Annotated in this window: 21 protein-coding genes; 2 read left to right on the forward strand and 19 right to left on the reverse strand. The window is 32.4% G+C overall.

The window, feature by feature from the left end:
• Window positions 1-3 precede the first annotated feature (3 nt).
• From fmt to IMX26_RS05130, 7 genes are all read right to left on the reverse strand, one after another.
• Window positions 4-942, reverse strand: coding sequence for a methionyl-tRNA formyltransferase (gene fmt, locus IMX26_RS05100; protein ID WP_195160601.1), 939 nt, complete (start codon window positions 940-942; stop codon window positions 4-6).
• A complete protein-coding gene (gene def / locus IMX26_RS05105) occupies window positions 942-1,436 on the reverse strand; it encodes a peptide deformylase (RefSeq protein ID WP_195160602.1) in 495 nt (164 codons plus the stop codon). The genes fmt and def overlap by 1 nt, the downstream gene beginning before the upstream one ends.
• 11 nt (window positions 1,437-1,447) lie before the next feature.
• A complete protein-coding gene (gene priA, locus IMX26_RS05110; protein ID WP_195160603.1) occupies window positions 1,448-3,328 on the reverse strand; it encodes a primosomal protein N' in 1,881 nt (626 codons plus the stop codon).
• 41 nt (window positions 3,329-3,369) lie between these two features.
• On the reverse strand, window positions 3,370-3,693 hold the full coding sequence (locus tag IMX26_RS05115; RefSeq protein WP_243259346.1) for a hypothetical protein: 324 nt from the start codon (window positions 3,691-3,693) through the stop codon (window positions 3,370-3,372).
• A 104-nt stretch (window positions 3,694-3,797) separates the two neighbouring features.
• Window positions 3,798-4,127: a DNA-directed RNA polymerase subunit omega gene (gene rpoZ / locus IMX26_RS05120; RefSeq protein ID WP_207729322.1), complete on the reverse strand. Its 330-nt coding sequence runs from the start codon at window positions 4,125-4,127 to the stop codon at window positions 3,798-3,800.
• Window positions 4,117-4,716, reverse strand: a complete 600-nt coding sequence (gene gmk / locus IMX26_RS05125; RefSeq protein WP_195160606.1) for a guanylate kinase — start codon at window positions 4,714-4,716, stop codon at window positions 4,117-4,119. The genes rpoZ and gmk overlap by 11 nt, the downstream gene beginning before the upstream one ends.
• A 22-nt stretch (window positions 4,717-4,738) precedes the next feature.
• A complete protein-coding gene (locus tag IMX26_RS05130; RefSeq protein ID WP_195160607.1) occupies window positions 4,739-5,620 on the reverse strand; it encodes a YicC/YloC family endoribonuclease in 882 nt (293 codons plus the stop codon).
• Between the two features lie 483 nt (window positions 5,621-6,103).
• Between IMX26_RS05130 and IMX26_RS05135 the strand changes: the two genes are divergently transcribed.
• Window positions 6,104-7,798, forward strand: a complete 1,695-nt coding sequence (locus IMX26_RS05135) for an NFACT RNA binding domain-containing protein (RefSeq protein WP_195160608.1) — start codon at window positions 6,104-6,106, stop codon at window positions 7,796-7,798.
• A 187-nt stretch (window positions 7,799-7,985) separates the two neighbouring features.
• Entirely contained in the window at window positions 7,986-8,639 is a 654-nt protein-coding gene (locus IMX26_RS05140) for a DUF6033 family protein (protein WP_195160609.1), read from the forward strand.
• Window positions 8,640-8,803: 164 nt separating this feature from the next.
• Here IMX26_RS05140 and IMX26_RS05145 read toward each other — a convergent pair whose 3' ends face one another.
• The 12 genes from IMX26_RS05145 to sigG all read right to left on the reverse strand — a co-directional run bounded on the left by IMX26_RS05145 (window position 8,804) and on the right by sigG (window position 17,834).
• Window positions 8,804-10,039, reverse strand: a complete 1,236-nt coding sequence (locus IMX26_RS05145) for a solute carrier family 23 protein (protein ID WP_195160610.1) — start codon at window positions 10,037-10,039, stop codon at window positions 8,804-8,806.
• A gap of 19 nt (window positions 10,040-10,058) precedes the next feature.
• Window positions 10,059-10,592: a bifunctional pyr operon transcriptional regulator/uracil phosphoribosyltransferase PyrR gene (gene pyrR / locus IMX26_RS05150; RefSeq protein ID WP_195160611.1), complete on the reverse strand. Its 534-nt coding sequence runs from the start codon at window positions 10,590-10,592 to the stop codon at window positions 10,059-10,061.
• Window positions 10,593-10,735: 143 nt separating this feature from the next.
• Window positions 10,736-11,698, reverse strand: coding sequence for an RluA family pseudouridine synthase (locus tag IMX26_RS05155; RefSeq protein ID WP_195160612.1), 963 nt, complete (start codon window positions 11,696-11,698; stop codon window positions 10,736-10,738).
• Window positions 11,699-12,139 (reverse strand): signal peptidase II, encoded by a 441-nt coding sequence (lspA, locus tag IMX26_RS05160; protein ID WP_195160613.1) that lies wholly within the window; start codon window positions 12,137-12,139, stop codon window positions 11,699-11,701.
• Between the two features lie 14 nt (window positions 12,140-12,153).
• Window positions 12,154-12,417: a YggT family protein gene (locus IMX26_RS05165; protein ID WP_195160614.1), complete on the reverse strand. Its 264-nt coding sequence runs from the start codon at window positions 12,415-12,417 to the stop codon at window positions 12,154-12,156.
• 1 nt (window position 12,418) lies between these two features.
• Window positions 12,419-13,108 carry a YggS family pyridoxal phosphate-dependent enzyme gene (locus IMX26_RS05170; RefSeq protein WP_195160615.1) on the reverse strand — a complete coding sequence of 230 codons (690 nt, stop codon included), beginning with the start codon at window positions 13,106-13,108 and terminating at the stop codon, window positions 12,419-12,421.
• Window positions 13,109-13,112: 4 nt separating this feature from the next.
• Complete coding sequence (locus tag IMX26_RS05175) at window positions 13,113-14,354, reverse strand: HlyD family efflux transporter periplasmic adaptor subunit (protein WP_195160616.1); 1,242 nt, start codon at window positions 14,352-14,354, stop codon at window positions 13,113-13,115.
• A 79-nt stretch (window positions 14,355-14,433) separates the two neighbouring features.
• Window positions 14,434-14,904, reverse strand: a complete 471-nt coding sequence (nrdR, locus tag IMX26_RS05180) for a transcriptional regulator NrdR (RefSeq protein ID WP_195160617.1) — start codon at window positions 14,902-14,904, stop codon at window positions 14,434-14,436.
• Between the two features lie 70 nt (window positions 14,905-14,974).
• Window positions 14,975-15,211 (reverse strand): YlmC/YmxH family sporulation protein, encoded by a 237-nt coding sequence (locus IMX26_RS05185; protein ID WP_195160618.1) that lies wholly within the window; start codon window positions 15,209-15,211, stop codon window positions 14,975-14,977.
• A gap of 171 nt (window positions 15,212-15,382) precedes the next feature.
• Window positions 15,383-16,246, reverse strand: coding sequence for a hypothetical protein (locus tag IMX26_RS05190; RefSeq protein WP_195160619.1), 864 nt, complete (start codon window positions 16,244-16,246; stop codon window positions 15,383-15,385).
• Window positions 16,247-16,441: 195 nt separating this feature from the next.
• Entirely contained in the window at window positions 16,442-17,047 is a 606-nt protein-coding gene (locus tag IMX26_RS05195; protein ID WP_195160620.1) for a stage II sporulation protein R, read from the reverse strand.
• Between the two features lie 7 nt (window positions 17,048-17,054).
• Complete coding sequence (gene sigG / locus IMX26_RS05200) at window positions 17,055-17,834, reverse strand: RNA polymerase sporulation sigma factor SigG (protein ID WP_195160621.1); 780 nt, start codon at window positions 17,832-17,834, stop codon at window positions 17,055-17,057.
• Window positions 17,835-18,150: the final 316 nt, after the last annotated feature.

An 18,150-nucleotide genomic window follows, 5' to 3' on the forward strand; every position in this document is an offset into this window, starting at 1 on the left:
ATTTTATTCCTCACTTTCTCCGAAATAATCTGCTACTACACATCTATAACCTCTACAAAACTCGCTCCCAGTCATTAGTTTTTTGCCTGCGGGCTTTAATTTGGTTAATACAATTGCCCCATTTAAACATTTTACAACGGGACCGTTTGAGGCTATATCTACTATTTGCCCATTTTTTTGGGTGTTTAACTTATTTGAGTTTATTTTTTGGCACTGCCATACCTGAACCTGCTTTCCTTTATAATAGGTATAAGCTATTGGCCAAGGATTTAAACCCCTTACCTGATTAAAAATAGTATTTACATCATCATTAAAATTAATTATGCGATCTTCTTTAACAATAAGCTTAGCATAGGTTGATTCTTGGTGGTTTTGAGTAACAGGTTGAAGGGTTTGAATGCTTTTTAATACTTCAGCTAACATTTTAGCACCCTTTTGAGCCAAAATATCGTGAAGTATGCCCACATTCATGTCCTCAGTTATTTTAACCTCAGCCTGGCTATATACAGGTCCACTATCAAGCTTTCGTTCTACCTTCATTATAGATATTCCTGTTTTACTATCACCACTTAATAAGGAGCGATGTATAGGAGCGCCCCCTCTCCATTTTGGTAGCAGTGAAGCATGTACATTTATTACCCCATATTCTGTGATGTTAAGCACCCTTTTCTTTAGTATTTGCCCATATGCCACCACTATCATAATATCGGCATTTAGGTTTTTTAAATACTCAACAAAATTTATATCATTAATATTTTGAGGTTGATTAATAGTTAATCCTAACTCTAATGCACATGTTTTTACTGGAGTAGCTATTATTTTTCTACCCCTGCCTTGGGCTTTATCTGGCTGCGTTATTACAGCAACAACCTCATGATCTTGGGCTATTTCTTGTAAACAAGGGACAGCAAAATCTGGGGTACCCATAAATATAATTTTCATTACATTTCCTCAAATTCCATTGGTTCAACTGATGGAACAGGGTCATTATTGTAAATTTCTTTGGCTTTGTCTATAAATAGTATGCCGTCTAAGTGATCTGTTTCATGCTGAAGAGCTACTGCTATTAATCCATCACCCTTAACAGTTATTTCATTACCATTTTCATCATTGGCTTTAACAACTACTCTCTCTGCTCTTTTAACTTTACCTATAAACTCAGGAACGCTTAAACAGCCCTCTAAATCATACTTTTCGCCCTCTGCTTCAACAATAACTGGATTAACAAGTCTCAAGACACCCTCTTCAGCCAAAACTGTAATTATTCTTTTACTAATACCAACCTGAGGCGCTGCTAAACCAGCTCCATCAGACAACAACATTGTTTCTTCCATATCATCAAGTAACTTTTTTAACCATTTTCCGTAATTGGTAACTGGTTTTGCTATTTGTCTTAAAATTGGATCTTTTCTTGTTCTTATTTCACGGTAAGCCATAATAACACTCCTTATAATATATTCTCTGGATTTATATCTATAATAACTCTTAAAGGTTTTTCTATTTTAGAGCTTCTTTTACGTAGCTCTGCCACTGCATTTTTAATGCTTTCATGCAGCTTCACTTTAGAGTCATATTTAATTATTAAATGCCATCTATATTTATTGTTTATTTTGTTTAATGGTGCAGGGGTTGGATTTAATACTGTATAACTACTATTTTCAGTAGCAAGCTGTTTATAAATAAATACTAAACCTCGCCTAGCTATACGCTGCTCTTCGTGCACACAAATTATTCTTATAAGCTGTTTAAACGGTGGATACATAAACTTGGATCTAAATTTAATTTCTTGCTCATAAAATCCCTTATAGTTATGTTTACAAGCCTCTGTTATACTAAAATGCTTTGGTGAAAAAGTTTGAATAATAACTTTACCTTCAATTTCACCTCTACCAGAACGTCCTGCAACTTGGGTTAGCAGTTGAAATGTTCGTTCATCTGCACGATAGTCTGGTAAATTAAGGGCTATATCAGCATCTATTACTCCAACAAGGGTAATTTCTTTTATATCTAAACCCTTAGCTATCATTTGAGTACCGACCAAAACCGCCGATTTAGACTTTTTAAATTTCTCTAATAAATAAAAATGGGAGTTCTTTTGTCTTGTTGTATCTGAATCCATTCTTATTATATCAGTTTCTGGCAGTATTTTTTCTAAAAGTTTTTCTACTTTTTGAGTTCCTGTTCCAACTAATTTCATACTACTTTGTTTACACTTGCTACATACCCTACTTGCGGGTATTTGGGTATCACAGTAATGGCATTTTAGTTTATTATCATATGAATGATAAGTAAGTGTGATATCACAGTTTTCACAGATAGGTATATCACCGCATTCACTACACCGTAAAAAGCTGGAATATCCCCTTCTGTTAAGTAATATTAAGGCTTTTTCACCCTTATCAATGGTAGCTAATAGCTGTTTTTGCAGAACCCTACTTAATATTGATCTATTACCCTGCTTAATTTCAGTTCGCATATCAACTATATTAACCTGAGGTAGTTTATTTTTCGTGATTCTCTCCGGCATTTCTAAGAGTTCATAAATTTCCTTTTGTGCTTTGTAATAGCTCGTTATCGCAGGTGTTGCACTACCATATATAACTGCAGCACTATGCTTTTTAGCTCTCCAAAGAGCTATTTGCCTAGCATCATACCTTAAATTATCCTGCTGTTTATAAGTTGATTCGTGTTCTTCATCAATTATTATAACACCTAACTTTGCTAATGGAGCAAATACTGCACTCCTAGCACCAACAACTACAGTCGCTTTGCCTGTAGCGATTCTACGCCACTCATCATAACGCTCTCCTTTAGATAATGAGCTATGTAAAACAGCTATATCACTTCCAAATCTAATGGTAAGGCGTTCGATAGTTTGAGGAGTAAGGGTTATTTCTGGTACTAATAATATAGCTTGTTTGCCTAGGTTTAAACAATGCTGTATCGATCTTAAATAAACCTCTGTTTTACCACTACCAGTCACTCCATGTAATAGATATGGTTTAAATTCATTTTGGGTTATGCTTCGAAATATTTTTAATACCGCATTTTTCTGAGCTCGATTTAGCTTTAGAGTATTATACTCCATGTTAATATGTTCTTTAATTAAAGGACTCCTATACACCTCAATCTCACTTTTAACTAATATTTTTTTATCTATTAAAGCGTTTATTGAGGCATTTGATTTAATGGCTAGTTTATTTTTTAATGCTATTAAATGATACTCCTGTTTTGTTGCTTTTTTCAGCTCATTTATAATCTGAAGCTGCTTTTTTGACCTGGCTAGCACCTCATGCAAATGGTCTTGATAATTAGGAGTTAAACGCACAACCTTTATTCTACGAATACTTACTTGTTTACCTAAACCCCTTAGCCCCCAGGCACAATACACTCAAGAGCCATTGCCAATGGAACCATATAATAATTAGCCATTTTCTTAGCTAAATCAACTAGATCCTCATTAATTAATACTGTTCCTTCATGTAAAACTGCTTTAATATTGCGCAGTTTATTTTTTTGAATTAGGCTTGTACTTTTTAATCCTACAATAAAACCTGTTATCATTCTACCTCCAAAAGGCACTAATACCTCCATACCTATTTGGATATTGTTTAGATTATTAGGGATTTTATAATCAAATATACGGTCTACGTCGCTATGTATAACATCTACGACAATCTCAGCAATGTTCACATTCAATTACCCTCCCTTAATAGCTAAACGGAATACAAACTTAAGGCGACCAAACGTAGAGACGTTTGCTCGCCATTATATGCTGTTTATGCTAGTTAAAAAATCTACTCTGGTTGCTCTGTTTTTTCTGTTTGAGGTAAATCAGATTGATATAACATAGCGATTTCTTCATTAATTTTATCGTTAAGAATATCTTCTATTTGCTCTTCGTTATTCTTGTAGTAGCTTTCTACTAAATCTTCATCAATTTCTTTTAAAGCCACAGAAACCTCTTTTAATTTATTTATAGCGTTTTTTGACCCAAATTTTTCATCATTCTTTTTATCGTTTTCTTTAAGTCTTATTTGTCTTCCTCTTTGAGAAGCCAAAATTACTAACGCGTATTTATTCTCTACTTTTTCCAATAAATTGTCTATTGATGGTTTAATGAGCAATAGAACACACTCCCTTATCATCTTTGTTTTGCAATTTAACTGCCCTTAATATAGATTCTACATCTTGTATAGCAGATTCTAAAACTGTATTTATTATAACATAATCAAAGCTTTTGACCATAGTTAGTTCCCATTCTGCTGTTATTAATCGTCTTTTTATTTGCTCTTCACTCTCTGTTCCTCGTTCTCTTAGTCTTTTTTCGAGTTCTTGCATGCTAGGAGGTAACAAAAAGACTAACACAGCACGTTCAAAATTCTCTTTTATTTGCAGGGCACCTTGAACATCTATTTCGAGTAAAACATCATATCCCTTATTTAAAGCCTCTTCAATTGGCTTTTTAGGAGTACCATAATAATTATCATGTACCATAGCCCACTCTAATAGTTCCTCATTCTCAATAAGCTGATTAAATTTTTCTGCGGTTGTAAAGTAATACTGCTCTCCCTCTACTTCTCCAACTCGTGATTTTCTTGATGTTATTGAAATAGATTCTTTGAGGTTCTCAAAGTTATTTAGGAGTGTAGTTTTAATTGTTCCTTTACCTACTCCCGATGGTCCACAAAGAACCAATAATATCCCCTCAGACATTTTGACCTCCATAATTCTATGTTTATTCTATATTCTGCACTTGTTCTCTTATTTTTTCAATAATAGACTTCATTTCAACAACCGAGCTACTAATCTCTAAATCTGATGATTTCGCTCCAGTAGTGTTAACTTCTCTATTCATTTCTTGTACTAAAAAATCCAGTTTACGACCAACGGGTCCACCCTTTTCAATTATGCTTTTAAACTGATTAACATGACTTTTTAACCTAACGACTTCTTCATCTATGCTAGATCTATCTGCAAAATATACAACTTCATTACATAGTCTATCTTGATTTATTTCAACATTTTTATCTAACAATTGTTTTATACGATCCTGCAGTTTATCTTTGTATTCTTTAACAACCTCTGGAGATCTTTTAGCAACAAGTTGACGATAACTCTCCAGCTCATTTAATTGATTTATCATTGTTTTTGATAAAGCTTTTGCCTCAACTATACGCATACTTTTAAACTTAGAAGAGGCCTCATTTACGGCTTTAAGCAAAATCTTAGTTACCTCTTCCATATCTTGCTCTGGCTCTTTCATAATGACAACATCTGGCCTGCTGGCAATAAACTCAATTGAAGGACTATCTTTCATTTTAAATTCTTTTACTAAAGCAGTTAACTGTTCATAATAAACTTTTGCTAGGTTTTTATCTACAATTATTTCTTTGTCTTCATCTACATTTTTATCATAATGAATATATACATCTACCCGACCTCTAGAAATATCCTTAGAAATCTCTTTACGGATAACTTCCTCCAACTGAAAATACTCACGCGGAAGCCTTATCTTTATATCTAAATAACGATGATTTACACCCTTTAATTCAATTGTATAATTCCTATTTCCTATTTCAACCGTACTATTACCGTAACCGGTCATACTCTGTAACATATCATAACTCCCTAATAATTATATTTGTCCAGTATTATAACACTTATTTTAAGTTATTTACTAGCCATTATGACACAATTGCAATAAAACTTAAAGACATTAGTCATTATTGACCAAATGTTTGCTTTACAAACGGGGGTGGGCTCACCCTTTGGATATCGCGGGGTGGGTATTTGAGAATTCAAATACGGGGTGGAATAGCCTTTGGCTATTGGGATGGGTTTCGCTTCGCTCACGGAAAATAATGCTCGCTTAGAAGCAGCGCATTATCACGTTAGCGAGCGTAACGTAGACATCAGATACCGCAGGTATCCCACTCCGCAAAATGAAATGAAACCCACCCCGTATTTCACAAGGTGAAATACCCACCCCACGATGCCAAAGGCGAGTCCACCCCGCGACGCGAATAGCGAGCCCACTACGTTTGCGCAGCAAACCCACCTGCTATATAATGTTAGTTATACACAGACGGGAGATGAGAAAATGGCTATGGATGGTTTAACCTTACGCGCTATTGTTGATGAGCTTCAAACAGCTTTAGTTGGTGGTAAAGTTCAAAAGTCACAGCAACCAAAAAAAGATGAGATAATTTTAAACATCTATAATAACAAAAATAATTATAAATTACTTATAAATAGCAATGCTGAAAATTATAGAATTAATTTAACAAAACATAGTTATGAAAATCCTAAGCAGGCACCACTTTTTTGCATGTTGCTTCGCAAACATATAGATAGTGGAAAAATTACTAAAATTGAACAGCCCGGTTTAGAGCGAGTTGTTAAGATATTTATTAGTAGTAGAGATGAGCTTGGCAATCCTGTTGAAAAGGTTTTAATTTGCGAACTAATGGGTAAACATAGTAATTTAATTTTAGCCAATGCCGAAACCCATAAAATTATTGATGCTGTAAAAAGGGTACCTTTTGGTGTGAGTAGAGTTCGTCAAATATTACCTGGATTTAGTTACACTAAACCTCCAACAACTAAAAAGTCTATTCTCAATGATATGGTAGAACTTAGCAGTAGTAATTTTGCTAGTTCACTTGTAGATAGCTTTACAGGAATAAGCCCCCTAATCGCTAGGGAATTAGCACATAGATATAATGATTACTATGAAGCTATTGCTTTTATTAAGGATATTATTGCTGAAAAGAATTATGAGCCTAGTATTACTAAAAGCAAGCTAGGTAAAATGTGGTGTGGTGTTTTACCTTATACTCATTTAGCAAGTGATTTTGAGAGCTATAGTAATATGAATAATGCCATGGATGAGTTTTATTATATTAAAACTACAACCAAACAATTTAATAGCTATAAACAAGATCTACTTAAAGTATGTAATAAAAGTCTCAGCAAAAACAAACGTACTTTAGAGAAGCAACTCAAGGATCTTAAAGGGGCTGAAAAGGCAGAAAAATATAAACACACTGCTGACCTAATTAAAGCTAATCTATATCAAATTAAAGGGGGTCTAGAAAGGGTTGAGGTTATCGATTATTTTGATCCTGAACTTAAACCAATAATTATTAAGTTAGATCCCCATAAATCTCCCAATAAAAATCTAACTAGTTTATATAAAAAATATGAAAAGGCAATAAGAACAAAAGAAAACTTAACTAGTAGAGTAACTAAAAACAGGTTAGAAATAGATTATTTAGAGAGCATTATTACTCTTATCAATACCTCTTTAGTTTTGACTGATTTAGAGCAGATTAAGCTAGAACTTATTGAAGAGGGTTATATAGAGCCACCCAAGCAAAAAAAGGGTAAAAAACCTAAAAAACAAGAGGTTAAAGTAAGTCAACCACGCCAATATCTTAGTGCTGATGGATTTATAATTGAGGTAGGTAGAAACAATCGTCAAAACGACCACCTATCTTTAAAAAAAGCTCATAAAGAAGATATTTGGTTCCACACCAAAGATATCCCAGGTTCACATGTAGTGATAAGAAGCAAAGGCGCTGAGGTAAGCGAAAACACTTTGTTACTAGCCGCCAACTTGGCTGCATTTTTTAGTAAAGCAAAATCCTCTGCCAATGTACCTGTAGACTATACTACTGTAAAAAGGGTGTTCAAACAACGTGGTGCGCATCCTGGCCAGGTATTATATACACATCAGCGAACATTGTATGTAACCCCAAATGAAAAACTAATACCAGAAGAAGTTGTAAAGTAATCTTTGTTAGTGAGCTTATATCTAAAAACATTCACCTTAAGGTGAATGTTTTTAGTTTATGATAAATAATTTCCTTAATAATGTGTAAAAATTATTATTTTTTTGTAAATCTTAACCTACAATGAAATCATTATTGTGTATAATAGATTATATGGCTTTCTGAACTTTTTAATTCAAGGAGATAAAAATGCAAAAGATTTTATTAAACAATAATAGTAAAATAGTAAATTATAACTCAACTAGTACTAAAAAAAATACTAGCTCTTTTAAGACAGAAATTCATGATATTCAAAGTCAACAGCTCTTAGCCAGTCTCGAAAAACAGTTTGGAAAAATTAATATTCAATCAATTGCTAACAATAAAAAGGCGGTTGAAAATTATATTGCTAATAACTCAAATTGTAATGTTACAATAGCTAAAAATGTACTTGAAGATATGGTTAATAATGACAAACTAAAAAAATATATTACTGATTGTATAAAACTACATCAGGATTCTATACCTGCAGGCAAACGTTTTTTAGCAGCACATGGCCGTAGGTTAATAGCTACCGGAACTATTGTACACGAAGATGGAACTGTGACTCACTGGTGTATAGGTGATTACACTCCCGAAGAAAAGGAGCGTCTAGAAAAACAAATTGAAAAAGAGCAAAAAGAAAAAGATGAACGTGCCAAACTATTAAATCAACCATTAGCTTTACATAATAGTCTACATGATTTTTCCAATCTTAATAAAACTATAAGTGAAAATACTTATAGAAAAATTAATGAACTTGTGAAATATAATATTGTTACTGGTGCAGTAAATATAGAGCAACTTTATAAGAACCTCCATTAATATTTACCAACTTGTAAGAAAACTATCTGTTAATGTAGGTTTCACTTAAATTAATATAGATAATAAGCTCCCTTAGGTAGACAGCTATAGTAGCACTTATCTACCTATTGGGAGCTTTATAAAGCTAAATAAATCTATATTAAATCTGTTTTGTTATAATTAATTTAGTCAGCCACGTAATCTAAACCACTTTTTGTTTTCTTATCTTTATCTTCTTTTGGTAATACTAGGTTTAATAATATTCCTACTAAAGCTGCTAATCCCATACCATCTAAACTCAAAACTTTTATCTCACTTAAACCAATAACTAATACTACTGATACAATGATTAGGTTTCTGGTTTTCATTAGGTCAACTTGTTTTTCTATTAAGGTTCTTAATCCTACGCTAGCAATCATACCAAATACCATAATCATTATGCCACCCATAACAGGTTTAGGAATTGTTCTAATAAATTCACCAAACTTAGGCAACAAACTTAATATTAATACTATTATAGCAGCTGCTTCTACTACAATTGGGTTATATATTTTAGTTAGAGCTAAAACCCCAACATTTTCACCATAAGTAGTGTTTGGGGGACCCCCTATAAGTCCAGCAAAAGCTGTTGCTATTCCGTCTCCCCAAAGAGTTCTGTGAATACCTGGATCTTCAATAAAATCATGATCTACTGTTCTACTTATGGCCATCATATCACCCAAGTGCTCTATCATTGTTACTAACGCTACGGGAGCAACAATTAGAATTGCATTTATATTAAAAGTTGGGGAAACAAACTCGGGCAATGCAGGTGCCCATGATGCCGCTGCTAAATCCTTAAAATCAAATAGTTGAGGCGCAACACCTGTTCTATACATAATATAAGCAAATATATAACCAGCTACTATACCAATTAATACGGGCAAAACTTTAACTATACCTTTAGCATACATACTGACAATAATAACTACTGCTAAGGTGAAGAAAGCTGTTAAATAATGAACCTCAGAAAATATTTTAGCAGTTCCTGCTAATTTTAAGCCAATTACCATTATCATTGGTCCAATCACTACTGGCGGAACAAGCTTATGAATGACCTCTGTACCCACAACTTTTATGATGTAACCAACAATTATATAAATTATACCTGCTGCTATACAGCCTCCTAAGGCAGCTGATATACCATACTCTGATTTAGCAGCCATAATAGGAGCAATAAAAGCAAACGATGAACCTAAATAAGCAGGCACTTTCCCACCTGTTATTAGGTGAAATAGCAATGTTCCTATTGCAGAGGTAAATAACGCAACAGAAGGGTTTAATCCAGTTGTTAAAGGAACAAAAACTGTTGCCCCAAACATAGCAAAAACATGCTGTAACCCTAAAGGCAGTAAACGACCAATACTAACTTTCTCTCTCATGGTTTTTCTCCTATACAAATTATTTTAGGATAACAACCTGCTCGCAATCATCATATTCCTGAACTTGAACTGATATTATTTCATGACTTGATGTTGGTACATTCTTGCCAACATAATCAGCTCTTATAGGAAGCTCTCGGTGACCTCTATCTACTAAGACAGCTAATTGAATAGATTTAGGTCTGCCAATATCAATTAAGGCATCGAGGGCAGCTCTTATTGTTCTACCTGTATATAGTACATCATCCACTAATACTATAGTTTTGTTTTCAATAATAAAGTTTACGGCTGTTCCGTTAACTTGAGCTTGCTCCTTATCGCTACTTAGGTCATCACGATACAGGGTTATATCTAGGTCTCCTACGGGTACTTGTACACCTTCAATTCTTTTTATGTTGGCAGCTATTCTTTGAGCTAAGGTAACACCTCTACGACGAATACCTACAATAGCAATACTATCTACGCCTTTATTGCGCTCAATAATCTCATGAGAAATTCTCACTAAGGCACGTTGCATTGCTCGCTCGTCCATAATTTGAGTTTTAATATTCATTATAAATTTGCCTCCTATAATTTAACTATAGACTCAATACATATAAACAAATAGACTGCCCCTAAAAAGGGCAGTCTAAGAACTTTCGTTTATCTTACTGCGCTACCCTTTCTGCCTCACAGGACAAAATTAAAGGATGGTCATCAAGATTTTATCAGACTTTCAACATCTATGTCAATACTATCTTCTGCACTTAGTTGATTTAATAAGTCAACTCGATTTTGAGGTGGCAAACAACTAACTTCTATTTCTTTTTGACTTCTGGGATGAATAAATTTTAACTTGGCTGCATGAAGCCACTGTCCATCAGTAAAAAAACTTTTATCTTTTAATAATCCGTAAAGCTCATCACCTACAATATGATGTCCAATATAATTCATATGAACTCTTATTTGGTGAGTTCTTCCTGTTTCTAGTTTTAGCTTTACTAAAGAGTACTTACTAAACTCTTTTATTACTTTAAATCTAGTTATAGCCTCTTTACCCTTATCTCTCAAAACAGCCATTTTTATGCGATTGTTTGGTTTACGACCAATATATGTTTTAATGATACCTCTTCTTTGTGTAATATGCCCATGTACCAATGCCCAATAGGTTCTTGATACTAACCTATGTTTTAGTTGGGCACTTAAAGAGGCGTGGGCAAAATCATTTTTAGCAACTATAATTAAGCCTGTAGTATCCTTATCTAATCTATGAACAATTCCTGGTCGCATAACCCCGTTAATTCCTGATAAATCGTTGCAGTGAAACAACAGGCCATTTACTAATGTTCCTGCATAATGACCTGGGGCAGGATGTACAACCATGTTACTAGGTTTATTAATAACAATTACATCCTTATCTTCATATACCACTTTGAGATTTAAATCCTCTGCGTCTATAGTCATTTCAACTGCCTCTGGTATTTTTATTAGTACCAACTGACTCTCTTTTAACTTTAAGCTTGCCTTATTTACTAATTTTTCATTTACTAAAATACACTGCTCGTTGATAAGCTGTTGTACTCGCGAACGACTCAACTCACTATTACTAGCTATAAAAGTATCAAGCCTTGTTTTATTTTGGTCTGCTGTTACTACCAGTTTTATTGTATTCTGCGACATTTATTTTCCACCTTCTGGTATTATCCATAGCTGCCAAGCCAATAATAACGTACCACATACTACAGCTATATCAGCAACATTAAAGATTGGGAAAAAGTGAAAATCAATAAAGTCTATAACATAACCAAAACGTAAACGGTCATAAAAATTGCCCAGTGCTCCACCTAATACTGTACCAATAATTATGGTTGTTATAAGGGTTTTGGGCAGTACGGTGTAGTACATATATAGTATTATTGCTATTAAAATTATTGTTGTTAAGATAAAAAATATTCTTTTACCCTGTAAAATGCTAAAGGCAGCACCCTCATTATGTACATAGGTAAAAGATATTAAATTTCCAAGTACAGATCTTGATTCACGTAGACTAAAGTTTGTTACAATTAAAAACTTAGTTAACCTGTCTAAGCCCCATACTATTATTGCTATTATATAAACCATGGTGTCTCCTAATACTATTTTATAAAATAGTTTTGTAATAAGTTAATAATCAACAAAACAATTAATGGTGCAAAATCTAAATACATAGAACCCACCTGTACTGGACCAATCATACGCTGAAACGGCTTTAGTGGTGGATCAGTTAGTTTTTTAATAGTCATTATAAAATTGTTTTGCCTTACGTTTGCAACATTAATTGTGGCAAACGAAAATAAAATTCGAATCAAAAGTAATACTGAGTATAAATCTAGTATTAAGCTTAAAATATTTTTTAACATTTTACCTCTCCTTATAAATTCTGTCTCCAAAAATTTTTGTACCAACTCTTACATACGTTGCACCCTCCATAATAGCCTGCTCATAATCACCACTCATACCCATAGATAAGTCTTTAAGAGATATGGATTTAGGTACTTTATTAAAAAGCGAATCTCTAAGCTCTCTTAATGCTCTAAAAACCTCCCTTACTTCACTTGGGTTATTAGTTTGAGGAGCTATTGTCATTAAACCAAGTACTTTTATGTTGCTATAATCACTGATTATATCACAAAAATCTAGCACTTCTGTGGGATTTAGTCCATGTTTGCTTAACTCACCACTTACATTTACTTGTATTAATGATTTTACTATTATATTTTTTTGTTTAGCACGTTTATCTACTTCTTTTGCTAAGGATAACCGATCTAAACTATGCAACAAACTAATTTTATCGACAATATATTTTACTTTATTTGTTTGCAAACTACCAATCATATGCCAATTTACGTTAGGTAACTCGGGCACTTTTTGCTGTAGCTCTTGTACTTTATTTTCACCAAAATCTAAAATACCACAATCTATAGCTCTTTGAATATCAGCAATGGCCCTGGTTTTAGATACAGCAATTAAGGTTATATCATTAGGGTTTCTACCACTAGCTCTCGCAGCTTTCTCTATTTTTTCCCTAACTTGCAAAACATTTGTACGCACCTAATTACCTCCTTACATAAGATGTATCTTTTAGGATTTTTATACCATCTTTTAGGCTCTTAATTAGTATTTTATCTGTAAGTTCCTTAAGTATTTCAACCTCTACCTTTTCATATACTTTACCATTTTTTTGATATACATAGGTCTTATCATCTATTTTTTCGAGTGCATTTTTGGGTATTTCCATACCCTCCACTTGCTCTGTTGCTAATAAAACTTGGTTATATCTAGTTGTAATAGTAGGCTTTTCATTTACTTGAAAATAAAAATAAACATACTTTTTCTCAGCCACAGAGTTAAGAAATACTACTTGAGTATTTTCTTCATTTACTTTAACTGTAAAGTTATTAGCATTTAGAAAATTCTCACATTCTTTTTGGGGCACTCTAGCAATTATGAACCACTTATCATTGGCTATAACTTTAGCTATTTTTTGTTCTTTAACTACAGTGTCACCATCCTTTGCTGTACTAAAACTTTGTTTTTGTAAAAACCATTCATGATCGCTTAAAGGAAAACTATCGGTAGCGAACTTTTCTTCAAGATTATCTAGTGTATAACTAACAATACCAGAACTCTTGGCAATTAATTCATCTTTTAGGTGGTCGTAATCGGTTTGAGCAATGTTAAGCTCTTCTTTTAGCTCTAAATATTTTTGCTTTTCACTATCAGTTTGATTTTTATCTTTGTAAAAGCTATTCATAACCTTTTGAATCTCGTCCATAATTTTAGTCGTACCAGCAGTACTTTTATAGCTACGGTAATATCTATAGCTTTTTATTAAGCTTCTCACAGTGTTATGCATTGTCTCTACATCTGTAACTTCAGTTGTTGTTGTATATTTTGAAGAGTCATAGTCTTTAAGCTTATTATTAAGATCATCTATTTTTTGCTTAAGCTCTGCTTCTTTTTCTTCGTTAACTACATTAGCAATTGCTTGTCCACTTGTTACGTTTTGTGATTCTTCAGCAACTAAATGGAGAATACCATCATTAGTACTAGTTATTATATGGCTGTTATAAACAAAAGCACAGTCTACGGTTAACTCACTACCCCAAGTTATTTTATTTAGGGTTATTAAAGAATTACTAAATAAAGATTTAACTGCAGAAAATATTAATACTATAGCCAAGATTAATACAACAATAAATGCTATTAATTTTATTTTTATTTTCTTTTTCTTTTTTTTTCTTCTTGAAACTGGTCTACGGGGTCTATATGAAACTGTTTTAGTGGATCTCCTCATATTATTTCCTCTTTTTTTAGTAATATAATAATGCATAATTTAAAATCCCACCAAAAATATAAAAGGTAGGATAATTATTTTATTCGTTGTTATCTTTTTTTTTCCTCAGTAATTGGTCTAACTCTTCTTTAAAACGTTCCAAATCTGCAAATTTACGATATACACTAGCAAATCTAACATAAGCAATTTCATCTACAGTTCGAAGCTCGTCCATTACAGCCTCACCAACAAGATCCGAAGGAATTTCTTCAGACATTATATTACGTAAATTTTGCTCTATTTTTGTAGCTATTTCTTCTATTTTTGAAACAGAAATTGGGCGTTTTTCACAGGCTTTAATTAATCCATGAACAATTTTGTTTCTGTTAAAGGCCTCTCTACGTCCATCACTTTTTATTATCATGATTGGAAGTTCATAAATTCTCTCATATGTAGTAAACCTTTTTGTACAGTCTAAACACTCTCTTCTTCTACGTACAGATTGTTTATCTTCTGTTGTTCTGCTATCTATTACTTTTGTTTCTTCACACAAACAAAATGGACAACGCATAAAACTTCCTCATTTCATACTCTTTATTAAATATTATAAAGTTTTTAATGGGTATTGTCCATGGTTTGTATTAGTGTTGCTCTCTATTAATAAGTACTGCGTCTTTTCCGATCTTAATAATGCTATTCCAAGGCACTACCCTTTCGTCATCTTTAGCAAAAAATGACATAAAAGAATTGTCAGTACCCACTACTAAACCAGTTATAAAACCAGTACTAAAATCAACATCTAAATCTATAACATTACCTAAGCGTTCACCACTTTGTATATCAATAACAACTTGTGATCTTAAAGAAGATAATTTCAATGTTAAACACATCCCATTCATTAAGCTCATTATTAATTCTTAATAATTAATATTCGGATAGTGAAGAGGCTATGACAATACTGCTATAGTTGTTTACATGCAATTATTAAACACTAGTTAGGAGTAGTAGAGAGTTGCTAACTCATTTAATATAAATTAAAGATTCATGAGTTAATTCTTAATACTTTTAATTATTTTAGTATTTATAACTATGGCAGCTAAACTCATAACTACAAAAACCATTACATATGGAATAAACTCTTCTAAGCTAATTAATATTCCATATGAGTGTTGAAATATTGATTGGGAAATAACAATTAACCCCACTATTGCATTTAAGGTTAATAACGTTGTTGCAAATAAATAACCAACTGGTTTCTTTTTGTAAACTAAAAATGCCGTATAAAATGCACATGGAGCTATGATTCCAATGTCTAATATAAACGTTGGTTCAGTGGTATTTATGCCTATTACACCTGGTGGATTACCAGTTTTTAAGGATCCAATTATTTCAATTAACCATACAAATACAGATAAACCAGCCAACATTAAAAATATTATTACACTTTTATGGGGTATATTTAATATAATACTATCTTGCATTCTTTTTAGGTCAATATTATTTATCTCAATTATAAATGTAAATAAACTTGCAGAAAAAAGCAGTAAATAAACAATAAACAATCTATTGTATGCTACAGCAAAGGAGATTGATGCCGAATAATAAAGGATACATGATAATAAACCCAAATGAAGAAGTTTTATTTTAAGTGAATTCTTCTTGGATAGTAAAACTGTAAGAGTAAACAGAGGTAATACAATAAGTAACATTATAGCATCTGTTCCTTTATCTATTGCAGCTTTAAAATAACTCTCATTAGCATAAATACCATTGCCAAAAATTTTAACAGTATCTCCATTAACATTTTCTACGTAAAATGATTTGCCTTCATCGGTGTAAAATAAACCAAAGGAAGTTGTTATTATGGTAAGTAGTATAATTAAAATTGATAAAATAATAATGCTTTTCTTCATATTTAATTACCTCATAGTTATCTTTTAGTATTAGTGCTTAATTTTAGACTGCTTACTTAAAATTTAGGCACTATTGTCTTTAAAACTAGTATAAGGTATTTTACTGTTACAATAAAGACTTACTTATTTAAATATTAATGTCTTAGTTAGTCTTTTATAATAAAAATGAGAGCTATAATTAGCCCTCATTTTGCTTTATGGCAATTGGTAAAACATTAAAGCATTTTTACATACTTCATATGCATTTAAGTCTTGTTGTTTTAACCACTCTAAGATTTTTAGTTTAAAAACTATTTTTTTACTATCATTTATTTTTAATACTGTATTTTCGTTTAAACACTGGGTGGGATAAGCTACACACCACCAATTTTGTCCCTTTGCGTCTCCTATTCGGACATTAAGCGAATTATATAGTCCACTAGGTAAAATAAACCCTTTTTCCAAATACATTTTAGCAGGAAGATTGGTTTTACCAAATTGAATTGATACATTTTGACTTAATCCTAATGCCTTTAAGGTATCGTTAGCAACTTCTTTAATTTGGTTAAGTTTTGTTGAAATAAATGTTGCTGCCTCGGTTGGTGATAGTAAATTTATTTTTTGCTCTTTAAGCCAGTTTAACACTTCATCTCTAACTAAGAGTTTGGTTGTTTTCGCTTCATTACTTAAATCACTAGATATGATATGTAACCTTATAATATCATTATATTTACTATTGTTTGTTATACGTTCAAAAGATAATGTTATAACTATAGCAATTACAACAATATATGCTAAATACTTAAAATACTTCTTTTTCATAATCTCCTCACACGCTTATAAATTTTTTCATTCTATTTAAGGCATTTTTTTCAAGCCGTGACACCTGAGCCTGACTAATACCTATCTCTTTGGCAACCTCCATTTGGGTTTTTCCAGAGAAAAAGCGCATTTTTAGAATCTTTTTTTCTCTATCGTTTAGTTTTTGTAATGCTTCTCTAATTGCTATTCCTTCTATCCATGTTACATCTTTGGATTTTTCGTCTCCTATTTGATCCATTATAAAGATAGGATCTCCCCCATCCTGATAAATGGGATCAAATAATGATACAGGCTCTTGAATAGCATCTAGTGCTAGGTTTATTTGCTCAGCTGGGACTTCTAATACCTCGGAGATTTCATCTATAGTTGGTTCTCGTCGATTTTTGGTTACAAGCTTGTCTCTAATTTGCAAAGCCTTATAGGCTATATCTCTTAAAGATCTACTAACTCTAATAACGTTGTTGTCGCGAAGATATCTCCGAATTTCACCAATAATCATTGGTACAGCATAAGTAGAAAACCTTACGTTTTGTGATAAGTCAAAATTGTCAATTGCTTTGATTAACCCGATACATCCAACTTGAAACAAGTCATCTGGGTTTTCTCCTCTATTGCCAAATCTCTGTATAACGCTTAATACGAGTCTCAAGTTGCATGTTACTAGTCTCTCGCGGTTTTCTTCTTTACCATTTTGGAGGTCTACGAATAATTTTTTCATTTCTTTATTGCGTAGAACAGGCAGTTCTGATGTGTTTACACTAGTAATTTCAACTTTATTAAGTTGCATTGGCAATCCTCTCTCTCTCAACAATTGTTATAAGTATTGGCGTAAATATTTAGAGATATACCAAAAAAAAAGCAACCTTTTCGGTTGCTTTCTAAATATGTGATGTTTATTTTTGCAAATTTTCAATTTACAATTTTTATACTTATTAATTTATATTGGTACTACAATGCTTTTAGTAACTATTTAGCGAGACTCTAAATTATAAAAACAAGAAGAATAAATTCAATACCAATATATTACATTTGGTATCTTTAATAGCCAATATTATATTTACAGTTAATTAACTGACATTATTTATTAGCCTCCCCTAAAGGGA

This window comes from Clostridium sp. 'deep sea' (genome assembly GCF_014931565.1).
Lineage (GTDB): Bacteria > Bacillota > UBA994 > PWPR01 > PWPR01.

What these genes read in the sequence shown, in the direction of transcription:
- fmt (WP_195160601.1), bottom strand. Translation starts at nt 942, where the DNA reads ATGAAAATTATATTTATGGGTACCCCAGATTTTGCTGTCCCTTGTTTA.
- def (WP_195160602.1), bottom strand. Translation starts at nt 1,436, where the DNA reads ATGGCTTACCGTGAAATAAGAACAAGAAAAGATCCAATTTTAAGACAA.
- gmk (WP_195160606.1), bottom strand. Translation starts at nt 4,716, where the DNA reads ATGTCTGAGGGGATATTATTGGTTCTTTGTGGACCATCGGGAGTAGGT.
- IMX26_RS05130 (WP_195160607.1), bottom strand. Translation starts at nt 5,620, where the DNA reads ATGTTACAGAGTATGACCGGTTACGGTAATAGTACGGTTGAAATAGGA.
- IMX26_RS05135 (WP_195160608.1), top strand. Translation starts at nt 6,104, where the DNA reads ATGGCTATGGATGGTTTAACCTTACGCGCTATTGTTGATGAGCTTCAA.
- IMX26_RS05140 (WP_195160609.1), top strand. Translation starts at nt 7,986, where the DNA reads ATGCAAAAGATTTTATTAAACAATAATAGTAAAATAGTAAATTATAAC.
- IMX26_RS05145 (WP_195160610.1), bottom strand. Translation starts at nt 10,039, where the DNA reads ATGAGAGAGAAAGTTAGTATTGGTCGTTTACTGCCTTTAGGGTTACAG.
- pyrR (WP_195160611.1), bottom strand. Translation starts at nt 10,592, where the DNA reads ATGAATATTAAAACTCAAATTATGGACGAGCGAGCAATGCAACGTGCC.
- IMX26_RS05155 (WP_195160612.1), bottom strand. Translation starts at nt 11,698, where the DNA reads ATGTCGCAGAATACAATAAAACTGGTAGTAACAGCAGACCAAAATAAA.
- lspA (WP_195160613.1), bottom strand. Translation starts at nt 12,139, where the DNA reads ATGGTTTATATAATAGCAATAATAGTATGGGGCTTAGACAGGTTAACT.
- IMX26_RS05165 (WP_195160614.1), bottom strand. Translation starts at nt 12,417, where the DNA reads ATGTTAAAAAATATTTTAAGCTTAATACTAGATTTATACTCAGTATTA.
- IMX26_RS05175 (WP_195160616.1), bottom strand. Translation starts at nt 14,354, where the DNA reads ATGAGGAGATCCACTAAAACAGTTTCATATAGACCCCGTAGACCAGTT.
- nrdR (WP_195160617.1), bottom strand. Translation starts at nt 14,904, where the DNA reads ATGCGTTGTCCATTTTGTTTGTGTGAAGAAACAAAAGTAATAGATAGC.
- IMX26_RS05190 (WP_195160619.1), bottom strand. Translation starts at nt 16,246, where the DNA reads ATGAAGAAAAGCATTATTATTTTATCAATTTTAATTATACTACTTACC.
- IMX26_RS05195 (WP_195160620.1), bottom strand. Translation starts at nt 17,047, where the DNA reads ATGAAAAAGAAGTATTTTAAGTATTTAGCATATATTGTTGTAATTGCT.
- sigG (WP_195160621.1), bottom strand. Translation starts at nt 17,834, where the DNA reads ATGCAACTTAATAAAGTTGAAATTACTAGTGTAAACACATCAGAACTG.